Origin of the sequence: Pseudomonas sp. NPDC089406 (assembly GCF_044900265.1) — a bacterium.
Taxonomy (GTDB): domain Bacteria; phylum Pseudomonadota; class Gammaproteobacteria; order Pseudomonadales; family Pseudomonadaceae; genus Aquipseudomonas; species Aquipseudomonas fakonensis.
On sequence record NZ_JBJDNC010000057.1, the window covers coordinates 1 to 16,817 of the forward strand.

Sequence of the window (16,817 nt, forward strand, 5' to 3'; positions counted from 1 at the left end):
TTACTTTTTGATCCCTCAAAAAGTGAGCCGCCGTAAGGGCGGAAAGGTGAATAAGCGTCACTACAAATAATGAATGCGCATACAACTTTCAAAACAAACAAACCCAACTCAATAAGCCTGCTTCCCAGTAAAAGCATTCACCGTCCGCACCAAAATCACAAAGTCCAACCACAACGACCAGTTGTTGATGTACTCGATATCCGAATTAACCCGCTGGATCATCTGCGCAATATCCTTGGTCTCCCCCCGAAACCCCCGCACCTGCGCCAACCCAGTCATCCCCGGCTTGATATTGTGCCGGGCAAAGTAGTCGACGATATCCTGCGAATACTGCGTGTCGTGCTGCAGCGCATGGGGCCGCGGCCCCACCAGCGACATCTCGCCGGTCAGCACGTTGAACAGCTGCGGCAATTCATCAAGGCTGGTTCGGCGAATGAACGCCCCGATGCGGGTCAGCCGCGGGTCGTTCTTCTGCGCCTGCTGGAGTACACCTGCTTCCGGCTGATGCACCTTCATGCTGCGAAATTTCCAGATACGGAACGACTCACCGGTCCAGCCCATGCGCTCCTGACGGAAAAACACAGGCCCCGGGCTATCGAGCTTGATCACCACCGCCAGCACCAGCAGGATCGGCGAGATGCCCAGCAAAATCAGCGCCGCCAGCACCCGGTCCTCGATGTTCTTGAGGAACAGGCTCATGCCAGTCAGCGGCGTTTCCGAAAGCGTCAGCACCGGAATGCCGGCAATCTCGCGCACGCTGTGGTTGATCAGGCGCAGGGAGAAAATGTCCGGCACCCAGTTCACCGCAATGCACTTTTCCAAAAGCTTCAGGTACACGTCGTTGATTACCTCTGAGCCCGCCAGCGGCGTCACCAGGTACACCGTGCGGATGGCATGCTGGGTGACGATGGCATCGAGGTCCTCGATCTTGCCCAGCACCGGCAACGGCTCCTTGCCCTCCCCCGTGGCGATGTTCGCTTGCTCTGCGTCCTGGTCGAGCAGCACGCAGCCCACCACCCGCTCCCCCAGCCAGGGGTTGTTGCTGATCTTCTGGTACAGAAAATTCGCCAGGTCGCCCGCGCCGATGATCAGCGCGTTCTCCATGCGGTAGGCATGGGCCATGAAACGCTTCTGCACCTCGCGCACGGCAATGTGCAAAAACAACTGCACCACGTAACCGATGACGAACAGCTCGGCCACCAGCAACCGTGAATAGGTTTCGCTCTGCTTGGTGAGAAAGGCCATGACCACCAGAAAGCAGAAGGTCGCCGACCAGGCCTTGAACAGCCGAAACGCCTTGACCGTGAGGCCGACGTTGGTGCGGTAGATGGCGTAGTGGTCGTAGATCACCGCCAGTGCGCCGATCAGCAGCAACAGCATGATGACGTAGTCGGAGGTGAGGTAGCCGATCTCCTGGTAAATCAGGTACCAGGCAACACCGGTGACGGCGATACCGTCCAGGCCTGCCTGGATGGCGTTGCTGACGCTGCTTCTGCGCTGGAGCAAGGCACGGCTGCTGCGGGGTTCGAACACCATTGTCAGGCCTCGTCGAAATGAGCGTCGCCAGCATTCTGGCCCCAGGGCAAAGCCTTGCCGGACCAGGCAGCAGGCGCTTCATTCAACGCTTGCGAGGCTGGTGCACGGGGTGCGGGGGCGGTTGATATCACTGTAGCAGCACCCCGGGTTCATCGCGGTCTGTAACGCGGGTAAAACACTGTACGCAGCAAAAACAGCGGGTTGCCCACCACATAACGCATGAACAGGCGCCGTGGTTCCTTTGCCAGGCGGTACAACCACTCGCCGCCCAGCCGGCGCAGCCAGCGCGGCGCGCGGCTGACCTTGCCGCCAAGAAAGTCCAGGATCGCCCCGCCGCACACGATCAGGCACGGTTGGCCCAAGGCGGCCAGGCTTGCGGCCACGGCTTCCTGCCTGGGCATGCCCATACCCAGCACGATCAGCTCCGGCTGCAGCCGGCGGGCCAGCGCCAGGTAGGTATCGGTGTCGGCAAAACCCTCGTGCCGCGAGACGATGTCCACCCCGTAACGCGCCTGGCAGTGCGCTGCAGCCTGGCTTAGGTAGGGTTCGCGGGTGCCCCAGAACGCCACTCGCCGGCCCTGGTAGGCCAGCAACAAGCGCGGAATCAGGTCGGTGCCGTTCATGTTGAGCCCAGGCTCACGCCCCAGCCGGCGCAACAGGATCGCCATACCACCGCCGTCGCGCAGCAACAGGTCGGCGGCCGACAGCGAGGCTGCATAGCGGCTGTCGCCTGCGACCAGGTTGAGTGCATGGGCATTGACGAACCCCAACACCGTTGGCGCTACGGGGTGGCCCAGAGCATCGAGCACGCCCTGCTCCTGCGTGCCGTCACCCACCAGGTGCAGCTTGTCCAGAATCACCGCCCAGCGGCCTTGCCAGTCACCCTGGTTCATTGGTCGTCATCCCGTTTCGAACGCACCCACTCGACCTGGCGGCGAATCAGAAAGCCCAGGTACAGCGGGATCTTCTTCATCGCGTACAGCGGCGCGTAAAGCAGCACCGAGAAGGCGATCTGCTCCCGGGCAAAGCACGCCCAGGCCAGCACTACCGAAGCGCTCAGCAGCACCAGCGCGAGCGTGGCCAGCAGTGCAGGGGCCAGCACGCCGAACAGGAAGAAGGCCAACCAGCACAGCAAAAAGGTGGCCACCGACAACAAGCTCAGCAACGCCAGCGGCGGCACCAGCAAGTCGAGGGCCATGGCCAGCAAGCGGCCGTTGCCCTGCGCCACGGAGGTTGCCAGCAGCCGCGGGGCGTCGGCCAGCACCACCCCGAGGTGGCCATGCTCCCAGCGTTTGCGCTGGCTGCTCAGGCCCTCGTCGCTGCCGGGGAACTGGCTGCTGACCAGCGCTTCAGGGCAGAACAACGGCGGCTTGCCCTGGCGGCAGAAGTCCAGGCCCAGCTTGAGGTCTTCGACCAGATGCCCGCTGGCCAGCTCGACCTTGGCCAGGTCGCGCCACAAAAAGGCCATGCCTGCGCCCATCAGCTGGCAGGGCAAGCCCAGCCGCGCCCACCCCCGAGGCCGCACCAGGTTCTTCACCCGCCAGGCGAACTCGGCAACCAGTACCTTCAGCCCGGCACCCGCCGGCGCACGCATCAAGTACAGGGCCTGGACCGGCCGCTCGCTGGCCAGGCAACTGCGCGCCAGGCGGTCGATAGCGCCCTCGCCCACCTGGCAATCGGCATCGATGATCACCACCACCTGCGGCGGTGCCGCTGCCAGGTGGCGCACGCCGTAGTCCAGGGCATAGCCCTTGCCGCGGTGCTGCGCATCGCTGCGCTCCACCACTTCGGCGCCACAGGCCCGGGCCAGGGCCGCAGTGTCGTCACTGCAGTTGTCGGCCACCACCAGCAAGCGATCCCCTTCAAGCAGTTGCAGGCGGATGCAAGCCAGGGTCGCGCGAATCACCGCCGCCTCGTCATGGGCCGGCACCAGCACCGCCAAGGGGCCGCGCGCGCCCTGGGCTTGCGCCGGCGGGCGCATCGGCAGGCAGGCCAGCAGCACCTGGGCGAACAACACCAACACCGGCAGCAGCATCAGCAGCGCCAGTGCCGCCAACAGCCAAGCCAGCAGCATGGTCATGGCGCTACCCTGAACAGCTCGGCCAGCCGGGCCGCTTCGGTGTCGATGGCGTGGCGCTCGACCACCCGTTGATGCGCCGCCTCGCCCATGGCCTGCAGCCTTGCCACAGGCGTTGCCAGGCACGCGGCCATCGCCTCGACCAGTGCCTCGACTGAGCCTGCCGGGAACAACCAGCCATTTTCGCCAGGCTGAACCAGCTCGGGAATGCCCGCCACATAGGTGGTCAACACCGGCCGGCGCAAGGCCATGGCCTCCATGATCACCACCGGCAGCCCCTCGGCGAAGCTGGGCAGCACCAGGGCGCGGGCAGCCAGCAACTCCTCGCGTACCCGCGCGCCGCTGACCCAGCCGGTGATCCGCACCTGCACCTGCAAGCCATGCCGGGCCACCAGCGCCTCGATCGCTGCGCGCAGCTCACCATCACCGGCCAATACCAGTTCAAAGCCCAGGCCACGCTGCGCCAGCTGCCGCGCAGCCTCCAACAGCAGCAACTGACCCTTCTGATCGCACAGGCGCCCGACGCAGACCAGCCGGGGCACATCCGGCACCGGGACGGGCGGCACATCGTGGAAGCTGCGCTCAAGCCCGCAATGCACCACCTTGACCTTGGCCCAGTGCTCGTGGGCCACCCAGCGGTACAGCTGGCTGCGCCCATAGTCGCTGACCGCCACCACAAACGCGGCGCGGCGTACCTTCTCGCCCAGGTGCAGGAACTGCGGTTTGTCGAACTCTTCGGGGCCGTGCACGGTAAAGCTGTAACCGGGCCCGCCCAGGGCGTTGGCCAGCATCACCACTTCAGTGGAGTTGGTGCCGAAATGCGCATGCACATGCTCGCTGCCGGCCGCCTGCAACCACTGTAGCAATTGGCAGGCCTCGGCCAGGTAGATCAGGTGGTAAGGCCACGGGCGATCTGCGCGCCAGCCCACGCGCAGTGCCAGGTAAAGTGCCGCGCCGAAGCGTTTCGGCGCGGCCCGCAGCACCTGCAGCATGGGCCGCAGCAGCCCCTTGAGGCCGCCCTGCAACACATAGCGGGTGCGCTCACGCTCGCCGAGGTCTTCAGGGTCTTGCAGTTCGGCGTCCCAGCCACGCAGGGCAAAGCGCTGCACTTCCAGGCCCTGGCGCTCCAGGGCGAGGATTTCCCGGCGGATGAAACTGTGGCTGACCTTGGGGTACTGGTTGATGAAATAGGCGATACGCATAAGCCCCCGACACCTTGATCTTATGATGAATGTTCAGTCGCCCTGCAGGCTGACCGCGCTATCCAACGGCCTGTGCGCAGCACTGCCCGCCGCCTTGCCGCCCCCCGGCAGCATGGCTTCCAGCCTTGCGAAGACCTCTTCCAGCAAGGCTTGCCGGCGCCGGTACATGGCGCGTTTTTTTGCCGGAATATCTTCCGCAGCCCGCTGGGTTGCCGGCAGCGCCAGGCTGAAGAAGCCCTCCCGGGACGAGGGGGTCGCACCGCTCTCCTCCCAGATCACATCGTAGTTGGCGGCAACGTCCAGAGCCTTCTCCCGGCCAAAGTACGGGTGGCGGTGATGCCGGTACTGGTCGGCCACCACGTACAGGTGGCTAGCCCCCAGGGCCCTGGCCAGGCATTTGAGCACTTCGAGCAACAGGCTGCGGGGGCGCAGGCCTTCGAAGTCCTTGGTCAGCTCGCGGTAGATGTTCAGCGAGGTTTCACTGTCGACGCCTTTGTGGATGCCCTGCACCGCCCCCACGAACAGGCACAGGCCTTCATCGGCCTGGCGCAGGGTGAAGGCCAGCGAGGCGACCCGCAGCTCACCCTGGAACAGGTTGAGTACCAGCTCGCCTTCGCGCTTGAACCAGATCGCCCGGTCCAGCACCAAGGAACTGCCGGCACACAGGTCGCAAAGGTCGCACAGCACCAGCCGCTCCTCGCGACCCAGCAGCAACAGCCGCGGGAACTGCCGGGCCACCACTTCGTAGTGGGAGGCAATGGCCTCAAGCCGCTCGGGCGCCTCCCAGCCTTTGCTGATGTAGGGCCAGTGCACCACGCCGACGCAGTCGACACCCAGCCGCTCGAAGCCCTGCTCGCCCAACGCAGCGTGCATGCGCTGCAAAAACGGCTTGAGCGCCGGCCATTGCCGGACCATGTGCTGGGTCAGCTTCAGGCTGCCCTTGAGCGCCCGCAACGAATACCCCGGCTGCAGGGTGAGCACGCTTTTGACGATCGTTCTAACCCACATAGGCCTCCCTTGAACCTGACCACTCCGCGCTGTCTGCTTCGCGGCTAAAGCCGCTCCCACAGGGATCGCATAGCCTTCAAACCTGCGCCGTACTTGTAGGAGCCGGCTTGCCGGCGATGAGGCCGGCCCTGTATCACTTGTATTCGATCAACACCGCTTTACCAGCAGTCAACCGCCGCCAGCAGTACCTCAGTTGCCCAAGCATCTCGGGGAACTTGCCCAGTACCAGAAACACCGCCTGCAAGCGGTTTTCCCGCCTCGAGCGGCCACCCTTGCGCGCCAGGCGCACGGCCTGTAACGGGTAAACCAGCGCCAACAGCAGCCCCCAAACGCCTACAGCCATGCACGCAAACGCAATCAACACCGGTATGCCCAACCCCCACAACCACGCCCGGCGCGACTCGCTCAGCCAATGCCGCTCGGGCGGCGCGCCATGCAGCGCGGCGCCCTCGGCATAGGCATAGCCGGCCCGCTGGCTACGCTGCCACCACTGGCCGAAGCGGGTCATGGCCGCATCGTGCAGGGTCATCTCGGCATCCAGCCGCCAGACCTTCCAGCCCGCTGCGCGCAGGCGCACACACAGCTCGGGCTCTTCGCCGGCAATCAGCCCGGCGCGGTAACCGCCCACGGCGCTGAAGGCGCCCGCACGCATCAGCGCGTCGCCACCGCAGGCGCGCGCTTCGCCGCTGGGGGTGTCCCATTCCAGGTCGCACAGCAGGTTATAGACCGAACGCTCCGGGTGGCGCTCGCGGCGCCGCCCGCACACCACTGCCACCTGCGGCTGCGCATCCAGAAACGCCGCGGCGCTTTGCACCCAGCCCGGCACCACCTCGCAGTCGCCGTCGACGAATTGCACCAGGCGCAGGCCGGGCAACAGCTGCCGTAGCCGGTTGAAGCCTTCGTTGCGGGCCCGGGCAGCGGTGAACGGCAGGGCCATGTCCAGTCCCAGCACCTCCACGCCCAAGGCCCGGGCCTGCTGCACCGAGCCGTCGGTGGAGCCGGAATCGACATAGACAACCTGCTCGGCCGCACCGGCCAACGACGCCAGGCAGCGCACCAGGCGCTGGCCTTCGTTGCGGCCGATCACCACCACGCCAATGCCGGTCGCCATGGGCTACACCGTCACTTCACTGGGTTTGCGCGCCTTGATCACCGCCGGTACCCCGGCCGCCAGGCAGTTGTCCGGCACATCCACCAGCACCACGGCGTTCGCGCCAATCACCACGTTGTCGCCAATGCGGATGTTGCCGAGAATCTTGGCCCCGGTGCCGATATCGACGTTGTTGCCGAACACCGGCGCGCAAGGGTCACTGACGTTCTTCAGGCCCACCACCACGCCGTTGCGGATACGGCAGTCGTCGCCAAAGCGGGCGTAGCCACTGACCACGATGCCGCCGAAGTGGTCGATGACGAAATTGCGGCCGATTTGCACCTCGCACGGCAGCTCTACCCCGGTGAGGATCTGCACCAGCTTGAACAGCACTTTGTAAACCAACGACAGCAGCTTGCGCAGCAGCGCCGGGCGCACCCCGTAGCGCCAGCGGCCAAAGCGGTACACCAGCAGCACCCAGAAACCCTGGGCGCCCCAGTCGCCGCCATGGGCACGCAAATCGGCGCGGATGTTGTCGAACATGGCGTCACCTCAGCGTGTGGGTTGGCTGGCAAAACGGGTGGCGAACAGCAGCCCCCAGGTGGCCTTGGTGTGCCGCCAGCAGGCGTGGATGGCCGGCCAGCCGCGCCCCTTGAGCAGCGCCTTGAGTGCCAGCACAGCATCGCCCAGGCACACCAGCAGCATGTGCAGGGCCAGCCCCGCCACGCCGTGGTGCTTGCGAAAATACAACAGCTCGCTTTCGATCTGGTAAGCCGAGATTTGCCGGCTGGCGGCCTCAAGCTCGCTCACCGACTTGGAGCTCTCGCCGCCGATGTGCACCACCGTGGTGTGCGGGTAGAACACCACCTTCCAGCCGGCGGCCTTGACCCGCTTGCAGTGGTCGACTTCCTCGTAGTAGAGGAAGTAGCGCGGGTCGAACAGGCCCACCTGGTCGAGCACCTCGCGGCGCACCAGGTAGAAGCAACCCGGCAGCCAGTCGCATTCGCGCACCGAGGCGTGGTCCCAGGTCATTTCGTCGACCATCTTAAGGCCCGGGAAAAACCGCCCCAGCCCGGTACGGCTGGCGAACACGTTCAAAGGCGTGGGGAAATACCGGCAGGACGGCTGCAGGTCGCCCTCGCGGCCGACCAGGCGCACCCCTAGCACCCCGCACTCGGGGTGGGCGTCCATGTAGTCGAGGGTCTTGGCCAGGCTGTCGGGGGCAACGAAGGCATCGGTGTTGAGCAGTAGCGCATAACGCCCGCGCAGGTGCTCCAGCAACTGGTTGTTGGCGCGGCCGAACCCTACGTTGCGGGTGTTGCTGAGCAGCAGCGCATCGGGGCACACCTGGGCCATGCGCGCCACCGAGTCGTCGGCCGAGGCGTTGTCCACCACCAGGTAGCTGGCCAGGGTCTCGCCACCGGCGCGGCGCAGGGCGTCGAACATCGGTTGCAACAGGCCTGCGGTGTTGAAGTTGACCACCATCACATCCACGGGTTTTTCAGTCATTGCGTGGCTCCCCGAAGAAGTATTCCTGCCGGCGCCTGGCCAGCAACGGCTCAAGCTCGGCGTCGAACGAGCCCTTGCGCTGTTCAAGCAAGTCGTTCCACGGGTAGGTGGCGCAGCGCGCCTCGATGCGCTCGACCAACGCATCGGTGCTGCAGATGACCTTGGCCGGGTTGCCGCCCACCACGGTGTTGGGTGGCACGTCCTTGGTCACCACGGCGCCGGCGGCGACGATCGAATTGGGGCCGATGGTCACCCGCGGCATGACGATGGCGCCGTGGCCGACGAACGAGTTGTCACGGATGTCGATGAAACCCACCGAATCCAAGTGTTTGCCATAGGCCAGTTCGATCAGCGCAACCACCCCGTCGTGGCCGATCAGCGTGCAGTCCGACAACCCCACGTTGCTGCCGATGCGGGTCAGCGGCGGGTCGGTGACGTTGCAGCCGGTGTTCATGTGAAAGTTGGCGCCCACCGAATGGAAGGTGCCCCAGTTGGTCTGGTACTCACCCCAGGCCCGCGGCGTGGGGTTGCAGAACCTCTTGTAGGCCGGGCCGCCACGCCCGGTGCGCTGGGCGTGGTTCGCCAGTGCCTTGCGTATCCATCCAAACATGCTGCTTGCCTCGCACGGTCGTGGAATGTCCCTGAGGCGAGTCGGGTCGGCTATTGGGGAACATGACCGCGTCGCACTCAATCCCTGTTTGCATCACATGGCCCTTTCAGGCGGTCGTAGCCTTCATCTGCTGGTTGAGGTGGTCGGCCAGGCGCAGTGCGAACTGCAGCAGCGGCATGGTCGGGTTGGCGGCACCGCCGGTGGCGAAGATGCCGCTGCCGGCAACGTGCAGGTTGCCGGTGCCGAACACCTTGCAGTCGCTGTCCACCACCCCGTGCGCAGGCGTTTCGGCCATGCGCGTGGTGCCCATGTGGTGGGCGTGGGGCTGGATCTTCAGCGGTTGCGTGGTGTCGTAGACGAATTCGTTGAGCTTGACGAAGCCCATGTCGGCCTCGGCAAACTGCTTGGCCAACTCGCTGCCGATGCACTTGATGGTGTGCCGGTCGGCATCGCTCAGCGCCCAGTGCATGTTCGCCCGGGCAACCCCCAGGGCGTCCTTGTCCTGGTGCAGGGTCAGGCGGCTCTGCAGGTTGGGGAACTGCTCGATCATGGTGCCGAGTACGCCATCGCCGGGGCAGCTGAAGTCGGCGACGAACTTGATCTTGCTGGCCACGCCGGTGTCGCATGCCAGGTTTTCCAGAAAGTGCTTGACCTCGGCGGTGCGCCCATAGGTCTGCACGTCAGCCAGTACCGAGGCCGATACATTACCCTTGCCGGCCTGGTATTCGGCGACGAAGGCGTCGGTGGTGTAGTACTGGCGGGTATCGGTGCCCTGCCCGCTCTTGAGAATGAACGTGCCCATCTCGACGTTCATGTGGTCCATGAAGCAACGCCCGACCATGCCGTCCGCCGTGACCACCCCGGCCTCGCGCAGCGACTGGCTGTTGAGCAGTTGCCGGGCGTTTTCCAGAGCGCCCATGGCGAGGATGAAGTGGCGCGCCTGCACCCGTTCGCGGTGCAGGTCGTAGTCGGACACCACCACCGCGGCCACGCTGCCCTTGGCCTTGTCGAACTCCAGGTCGACGCAGTTGCAGTTGAGGAACACATCCAGCCCGGGGGTATCTTCCAGGGCCTGGGCGTATTTTTGTGCAAAGCGCGTCGGCGGGCTGAGCAGAAAACGGTCGGCGTCGAAGTCGCCGCCGCTCAGGCCCGCGTTCATGGCCTTGAAGTCGGCGCCCTGGGGTAAATCGACGATGGCCATGGCCTCGGGCAGGTAGCGCTCGATCTCGCCATAGCCAATCGGCCAGCCCGGCAGGCCGACCGGCGGGCCGGCTGCGAAGTCGGAGGGGTCGAACGGCCGGCAGCGCCCGGCCCAGTGGTTGGAGGTACCGCCCAGAAAGCGCAGGCGGGTCTCGCCCGCGTACATCTCCAGGCCGCTGGAGGTGCAGTGGTAGAAGCCTTGCGAGTGCTCTGAGTATTCACGCCCGCCGCCCTCGGCCAGCAGTACCCGCCAGCCGGCCCTGGCCAGGCGCAAGGCCAGGGTGATGCCGGCGGGGCCGGCGCCGAGGATGCAAAAATCATAGGGCCCGCGCAGGGCCTTTTGGGTCTGGTAGTCCTTGATCATGGCTGGCCGTCCCGAAAGTACCCGGACGGCAGCACCCAGCCGTTGATCACGACGAAACCGCCCTTGGCCGCGGCCGGCTTTGCCTGCACGGCAGGCGCTGCACCGAACACACAAGCACCGGCCCCCAGCAGCACGGCGTTGCGCAAAAACAGCCTGCGGCCCGACAGCCCGGAACAGAACTGCAGCTTCTCCATCTTCCCAAGCCCCATGCCAATGATCGTTTCCCCCGGCAGCGCTGTACCGCGCCTGCCGTGCCCCCACCCGTGCAATCACAGCCAGTTGAAGAAGTCGGTCAGCAATACCCCGCACAGCGCCCCGGCGCCCAGCGCCGGCAGCACGATCAGTTCACGCTTGAGGCTGAACATGCCCAGCTTGCAGTTCACGTACACGATCAGCACCAGGGTCGGGAAGGTATGCAGCGCCACCCCCCAGATCGCCCAGTGCGTACCACCCAGGGCCAGCAGCAACGGCAGCGCGGCCCACAAGGTCACCAGGCGGATGATATTGTCCATGGCCTGGTACTTGGTCAGCGCCAGGGCCAGCCAGACCTGATGCGCCAGGGTGTAGCGCAGGGTGAAGAACGACAGCGAAAGAATGGCCAGCATCGTCCCCGCACCGTGGTAGCGCTCGTCGTACATCCAGCCGATCAGCAGCGGGCTGGCGGTCAGGAAACCGCCGCAGGCGAACAGCATGGCCAGGTCGACCATCAGCCGCAGGCGGTAGTAGAGGCTCTTCAGGCGTTCGGTGTCACCTTCGCGCGCTGCTTCGCTGAAGGCCGGCAACGCCACCGAGCCGATCACCCGCAGCAGGCCGTTCTGGATCGAGCCCAGGATCAGCACGGCGATGGAGTAAACCCCAAGCTCCACCTCGGTCATGCTGGCACCGAACCACATGCGGTCGCCGTACATGGCCAGCACCCCGACCATGGACGACACCAGAATCCAGCGACCGAAGCTCACCAGTTCGTCCAGGGCACCGCGGTCCCACTGCAGGCGGTTCGGTGGCCCTTGCATGGCCACATGCCCAAGTACCGTGCTGGTCAGCGCCGCCACCAGCCCGGCGGCCACCAGCGACCAGACCGAGCGGGTGAGGTAGCCGACTACCAGCATCACCACCAGGCCGACCAGCTGCGAGCCCAGGTCGATCAGCACCACGCGCTTTTGTTGCAGGGTGCGCACGGCGATGTCCATCTTGGTCGATTGCAGGCCGTAGATGATCGCCGAGACGCCGGTGATGGCCAGCACCAGCGGCAACTGCGGGTCGGCGTAAGTAGAGTTGGCCGGCCACAGGCTGGCTTCTTGGGCCAGCCACGATGCCAGGGCCAGCAACAGGGTCAGCCCGAACAGGGCGAAGCCGCGGATGATCTGCACGGTCCAGGCGGTGTTGAGGAACAGCGGGTCGTCACCGCGCGGGCTCTGGATGATGTTTTGCCGCAGGCCTACGTCGGACAGCAGGTGCAGCAGAACCGATACGGTAGTGGCGATGACCATCAGGCCGAACATCTCCGGCACCAGCAGCCGCGCGATGATCAGGTTGCCGCCCAGGCGCATGACCTGGGAGGCCAGCAGCGACAGTACGTTCCAGGCACCTGCCCATATTGCACGCCGACGCAGGCTTCCTGCTGCTTGCACATCAATCGACGGCATGGGCTGGATCTCTGATTGAAATGGCTAGAAGTCACTATAGTTTCAATCAGCCATGATGCTAGTGGCCCTTGAAAGGAGTGCCTTACGCCCTGTGGGAGCAACTGTCTTGTGTTGCCTGAACCGGCCTTATCGCCGGCAAGCCGGCTCCTACAGGTGCAGCGCAGGCCTGAGGCTTATGCAATCCCTGTGGGAGCGGCTTCAGCCGCGAAGCAGGCAACGCGGTGGTTGGCACCGGCTTCGCCGGTGTTCGCGGCTGAAGCCGCTCCTACAGGAACCGCGTCAGCTCGATATGTTTGTGATTTGCCCATACCAGCGGGCTTGCCCGCGAAGGATCGCGAACCGAACTCCGGTTCACCACAAAGGTGCACACAGCCCATGCCCGAACACCTGCGAGCACTCGTCGTCATCCTGTTCCTGGCCTGCGTGGTGTTTGTGCTGGCCCGGCGGGCGGCCGCCGACCTGATCCCGGAGCGCGACTTCAAGCGCCGGCGCAACCTGTGGCTGGCCCTGACCCTGCTGGCGTTCTTCTCGTTCAGCTACTGGGTCTACGTGGCGGCCGGCGCCGTGCTGCTGAGCATGGCGGGCAAGCGCGAGCGCAACGCCCTGGCGCTGTTCTACATGCTGCTGTTCGTCATCCCGCCGGCGTCGGTGCAGATCCCGGGCTTTGGCGTGATCAACTACGTGCTCGACCTCAACCATATCCGCCTGCTGGCCCTGTGTGTGCTGCTGCCGGCCTCGCTGGCCCTGGGCCGGCGCGCTGGCACCCTGCGCTTCGGGCGCACCTGGCCGGACCGCCTGCTGGCTGCCGGCATCGTGCTGATGAGCGTGCTGTACCTACGCGAAACCACCCTCACCGACACCCTGCGCCAGGCGTTCTACCTGTACGTCGATGTGTACCTGCCCTACTACGTGGCCAGCCGCGGCCTGCGCGAACTCGGCGATTTCAAGGACGCGTTGCTGGCCTTCGTGCTGGCGGCCTTCCTGCTGTCGGCCATTGCGGTGGCAGAAACCCTGCGCCACTGGTTGCTGTACAACGCGCTGATGGACGCCATGGGCGTACAGTGGAGCATGACCGGCTACCTGTCCCGCGGCGGATCGCTGCGGGCCAGCGCCACCACCGGCCAGGCCATCGCCCTGGGCTTCGTGATTGCCGTGGCCATCGGCATGTACCTGTTCCTGCAGGGCTACGTGCGCAGCCGCCTGCAACGTTTGCTTGGCGCGCTGCTGCTGGGCGCCGGGCTGTTCGCGCCGCTGTCGCGCGGCCCGTGGATCGGCGCCGGGGTGATCATCGCCACCTTCATCGCCACCGGCCGCAACGCAGCCAAGCGCCTGGTGCTGCTGGCCCTGGCCGGGGTACTGGCGCTGCCGCTGCTGAGCGTGGTGCCGGGGGGCGAGAAGGTGCTGAACCTTCTGCCGTTCATCGGCACCATCGAAAACGAGAACATCACCTACCGCGAGCGGCTGATCGACAACTCGATGATCGTCATCCAGCGCAACCCGCTGTTCGGTTCGTTCGATTTTCGTAACACCCCCGAGATGCAGTCGATGATCCAGGGTGACGGCATCATCGACATCGTCAACACCTACATCAGCCTGGCGCTGCGCGTCGGCCTGGTGGGGCTGGCACTGTTCGTGGCGTTTTTCGCCAGCGTGCTGCTGGGCATCCACAAAGCCATGCGCGCCTTCCCCGACAAAGACCACGAGGAGCGCCTGCTGGGCCGTGCGCTGCTGGCGACCTTGCTGGGCATCCTGGTGATCATCTTCACCGTCAGCAGCATCACGGTGATCCCCATCGTCTACTGGTCGGTCGGCGGCCTGGGGGTGGCCTACATCCAGCGTGTGCGCCTGCTGCGCCAGGCCGCGCCCGAAGCCCTGAGCAACCCCGGGCTGCAACCGAGGCGCGTGCCATGACTGCATTCGCACGAAGGGCCTGGCTGCTGTTAGCCCTGCTAGCCCCCTTGGCCCAGGCCTCGGAGTGGGCCGTTTCGGTAGACGAAACCACTGGCCTGCCAAACGTGACCCAGGGCGGCGGGCCGGCGATGACCGCCAAGTTCGACTTCTGGGCGCAGGATTGGCGCTGGACCGGTTTCTATTCGGCGTTCAAGGTCGAGGGCCCGTGGCGCTATAGCCTCACCGGCAAGAACAAGGACCTGGACTTCGATCTCAAGGCCACCATCGAGCGGCCTGGCGAGCAAAGCCTGAGCTGGGCTTTCGATCTGGACGCCCACAGCCGCCAGTCGGGGGTCAAGGGCGGCGGCCTGCGCTTTCAGTTCGCCCCGGCGCTGGTGGCCGGCCCCATGGGCGACCCCGAGCTGCTGCCGGGCAACCGCGGCTGGGCCTGGGGCAAGCAGGGCCGGCGCATCGAGCTGCGCTTCGAGCCGCCGCTGGCCAAGGTGTACTTCGAGCCGGGGGACATTCGCGAGGTGCGCGGGTTCTTCTACCAGGACCCGATCGTGGCCGGCCACCAGCAGGTCAAGGCCACCCTCACCCTGAGCGGCGACATCGCCCTGGCGCCAACGGCCACCGAGCGCTTTGGCCTTACCGACCCTGCCAGCTGGCCGGACGACCAGTTGGACTGGCGCACCTCCCCGGTAGACCTGTCGTTTCTCAATGCCGCAGAGAAACCGGCCGGCAAGCGCGGTTTCGTCAAGGCGGTGGGTGAGCAGCTGCAGTTCGCCGACGGCACCCCGGTACGCTTCTGGGGCACCAACGTCACCGCCTACGCGCTGTTCAAAAGCCCGGACGAGGCCATCAAGGAGCAGGCCCGGCGGCTCTCGGCGCTGGGTTTCAACCTGGTGCGCCTGCACCACCACGACTCGCCCTGGGTCAGCCCAAACATTTTTGGCGACATCAGCCGCTTGCAAAACACCCAAAGCATCGATGCCGAATCGCAGCGCAAGATCGACCTGTGGATCAAGAGCCTGAAGGACGAGGGTATCTACGTGTGGCTCGACCTGCACGTGGAGCGCCCGCTGACCGCTGCCGACCGGATCGACGGCTTCGACGAGGTGGCCCGCGGCGACCGCGCCATGAGCCTCAAGGGCTACGCCTACGTCAACCCGAGCATCCAGCAGGCCATGCAGCGCTTTGCCGAGCAATACCTGACCCATGTAAACCCCTACACCGGGCTGGCCTACAAGGACGACCCGGCGGTGGCGGCCATTTTGCTGACCAACGAGAACGACCTGACCCAGCACTTCGGCAATGCCCTGCTGGGGGACAAGAACGTGCCCCGCCATAGCGCCTGGTACATGGAACAGGCCAAAGCCTTCGCCAAGGCCCATGACCTGCCCGCCGACCGCACCTGGCGGGCCTGGGAGCACGGCCCGTCGAAGCTGTTCCTGAACGACCTGGAGCAGCGTTTCGACGCTGCCATGATCGAACACCTGCACAAGCTTGGGGTGAAGGTGCCGATCGCCACCACCAGCACCTGGGGCGGCAATGGCCTGAGCGCGCTGCCGGCGTTGACCAGCGGCGACGTGGTGGATGCCCACGCCTACGGCGGCACCGGCCAGTTGCAGCGCAACCCGCTGACCAGCGACAACCTGGTGGACTGGCTGGGCTCCGCTCAAGTGGTCGGCCTGCCGATGACCGTCACCGAGTGGAATGCCGAGCCCTTCCCCACCCCCGACCGCCATTCGCTGGCGTTGTACGTGGCCGCCACCGCCGACCACCAGGGCTGGGCGGCGATCATGCAGTACGCCTACAGCCAGCAGGCGTTCAATGGCTGGAGCACGGCGGACAACTGGCACGCCTACAACGACCCGGCGATGCTCGCCACCCTGCCTGCAGCGGCGCTGCTGTACCGGCGCGCCGATGTGCGCGAGGCGACTACCCGCTATGTGTTCGCACCGAGCGCGCAAATGCTCTTCGAGCGGCCCATCACCCCGGCAAGCTCCGTGTTGCTGCGCACGGCCCTGACCAAAGGCCGGCTGCAGATCGCCATGCCGCCAACACCGCAACTGCCCTGGCTCAAGCCGGGCGTCCCGGCCAAAGGCGCCCAGGTGCTCAGCGACCCTGACCAGTCACTACTGCCCGCTGATGCCAGCGAGGCCAGCAGCGATACCGGCGAGCTGCGGCGCAACTGGCGCCAGGGGCTGTATACCATCGATACACCGCTGACCCAGGCGGCGACCGGCTGGCTGGGCGGCCAGTCGATCAGCCTGGGGGCCGTTCAGGTGCAGGCCACTACGCCTTATGCCAGCGTGGTGGTGCAGAGCATCGACGGCAAGCCGTTGGGCCAGGCGCGGCGCATGCTCGTTTCGCTGGGTACCCGGGCTGTGCCCAAGGCTGACGACAAAATTCCGTTCCATGTCGAGCCGTTCGTGGGCAGCCTCGCCATCAAGGCGCCGCCGGGGCTGAAACTGACCCGCCGCGACCGCGCCGGGCAGCCCCAGGTGTTGGCGGCCAGCTACAGCGATGGCTATTACCGGGTCAACTTCGACGCCAGCATGATGGCCAATTGGCTGTTCCTCGAATAGCCATCTAGAGTCTGAGAAAGCTGGCCTGACGGCCTGGTGCCATCAGCTGTGCCAATTGGGGCCGCACTGCGGCCCATCGCGGGCAAGCCCGCTC

General features: G+C 65.6%; 14 protein-coding genes. 2 read left to right on the forward strand and 12 right to left on the reverse strand.

The genetic code is table 11. The features are described 5' to 3' along the window. Positions 1–108: 108 nt before the first annotated feature. From ACI2KK_RS26415 to ACI2KK_RS26470, 12 genes are all read right to left on the reverse strand, one after another. Positions 109–1,536 (reverse strand): undecaprenyl-phosphate glucose phosphotransferase, encoded by a 1,428-nt coding sequence (locus ACI2KK_RS26415; RefSeq protein ID WP_404671261.1) that lies wholly within the window; start codon positions 1,534–1,536, stop codon positions 109–111. A gap of 149 nt (positions 1,537–1,685) precedes the next feature. Continuing rightward, positions 1,686–2,429: a WecB/TagA/CpsF family glycosyltransferase gene (locus ACI2KK_RS26420; RefSeq protein WP_404671262.1), complete on the reverse strand. Its 744-nt coding sequence runs from the start codon at positions 2,427–2,429 to the stop codon at positions 1,686–1,688. Then, positions 2,426–3,616, reverse strand: coding sequence for a glycosyltransferase family 2 protein (locus ACI2KK_RS26425; RefSeq protein ID WP_404671263.1), 1,191 nt, complete (start codon positions 3,614–3,616; stop codon positions 2,426–2,428). Before ACI2KK_RS26425 ends, ACI2KK_RS26420 begins: the two co-directional genes overlap by 4 nt. Beyond that, positions 3,613–4,815 carry a glycosyltransferase family 4 protein gene (locus ACI2KK_RS26430; RefSeq protein ID WP_404671264.1) on the reverse strand — a complete coding sequence of 401 codons (1,203 nt, stop codon included), beginning with the start codon at positions 4,813–4,815 and terminating at the stop codon, positions 3,613–3,615. The genes ACI2KK_RS26425 and ACI2KK_RS26430 overlap by 4 nt, the downstream gene beginning before the upstream one ends. A gap of 33 nt (positions 4,816–4,848) precedes the next feature. Continuing rightward, entirely contained in the window at positions 4,849–5,823 is a 975-nt protein-coding gene (locus ACI2KK_RS26435; RefSeq protein WP_404671265.1) for a DUF535 family protein, read from the reverse strand. A 133-nt stretch (positions 5,824–5,956) separates the two neighbouring features. Next, on the reverse strand, positions 5,957–6,934 hold the full coding sequence (locus tag ACI2KK_RS26440) for a glycosyltransferase family 2 protein (protein ID WP_404671266.1): 978 nt from the start codon (positions 6,932–6,934) through the stop codon (positions 5,957–5,959). 3 nt (positions 6,935–6,937) lie between these two features. Further along, positions 6,938–7,456: a serine O-acetyltransferase gene (locus tag ACI2KK_RS26445; protein ID WP_404671267.1), complete on the reverse strand. Its 519-nt coding sequence runs from the start codon at positions 7,454–7,456 to the stop codon at positions 6,938–6,940. A 9-nt stretch (positions 7,457–7,465) separates the two neighbouring features. Further along, complete coding sequence (locus ACI2KK_RS26450; RefSeq protein WP_404671268.1) at positions 7,466–8,422, reverse strand: glycosyltransferase family 2 protein; 957 nt, start codon at positions 8,420–8,422, stop codon at positions 7,466–7,468. Beyond that, entirely contained in the window at positions 8,415–9,032 is a 618-nt protein-coding gene (locus ACI2KK_RS26455) for an acyltransferase (RefSeq protein ID WP_404671269.1), read from the reverse strand. The genes ACI2KK_RS26450 and ACI2KK_RS26455 overlap by 8 nt, the downstream gene beginning before the upstream one ends. A gap of 106 nt (positions 9,033–9,138) precedes the next feature. Continuing rightward, positions 9,139–10,596, reverse strand: coding sequence for an FAD-dependent oxidoreductase (locus ACI2KK_RS26460; protein ID WP_404671270.1), 1,458 nt, complete (start codon positions 10,594–10,596; stop codon positions 9,139–9,141). After that, positions 10,593–10,790, reverse strand: coding sequence for a hypothetical protein (locus tag ACI2KK_RS26465; RefSeq protein ID WP_404671271.1), 198 nt, complete (start codon positions 10,788–10,790; stop codon positions 10,593–10,595). Before ACI2KK_RS26465 ends, ACI2KK_RS26460 begins: the two co-directional genes overlap by 4 nt. 75 nt (positions 10,791–10,865) lie before the next feature. Beyond that, on the reverse strand, positions 10,866–12,242 hold the full coding sequence (locus ACI2KK_RS26470) for an oligosaccharide flippase family protein (protein WP_404671272.1): 1,377 nt from the start codon (positions 12,240–12,242) through the stop codon (positions 10,866–10,868). A gap of 375 nt (positions 12,243–12,617) precedes the next feature. Here ACI2KK_RS26470 and ACI2KK_RS26475 point away from each other — a divergent pair, with 375 nt between their 5' ends. Together ACI2KK_RS26475 and ACI2KK_RS26480 are read left to right on the forward strand one after the other, a co-directional pair. Then, entirely contained in the window at positions 12,618–14,153 is a 1,536-nt protein-coding gene (locus ACI2KK_RS26475) for an O-antigen ligase family protein (protein ID WP_404671273.1), read from the forward strand. Next, complete coding sequence (locus tag ACI2KK_RS26480) at positions 14,150–16,723, forward strand: glycosyl hydrolase family 5 (protein WP_404671274.1); 2,574 nt, start codon at positions 14,150–14,152, stop codon at positions 16,721–16,723. Before ACI2KK_RS26475 ends, ACI2KK_RS26480 begins: the two co-directional genes overlap by 4 nt. Positions 16,724–16,817 lie beyond the last annotated feature (94 nt).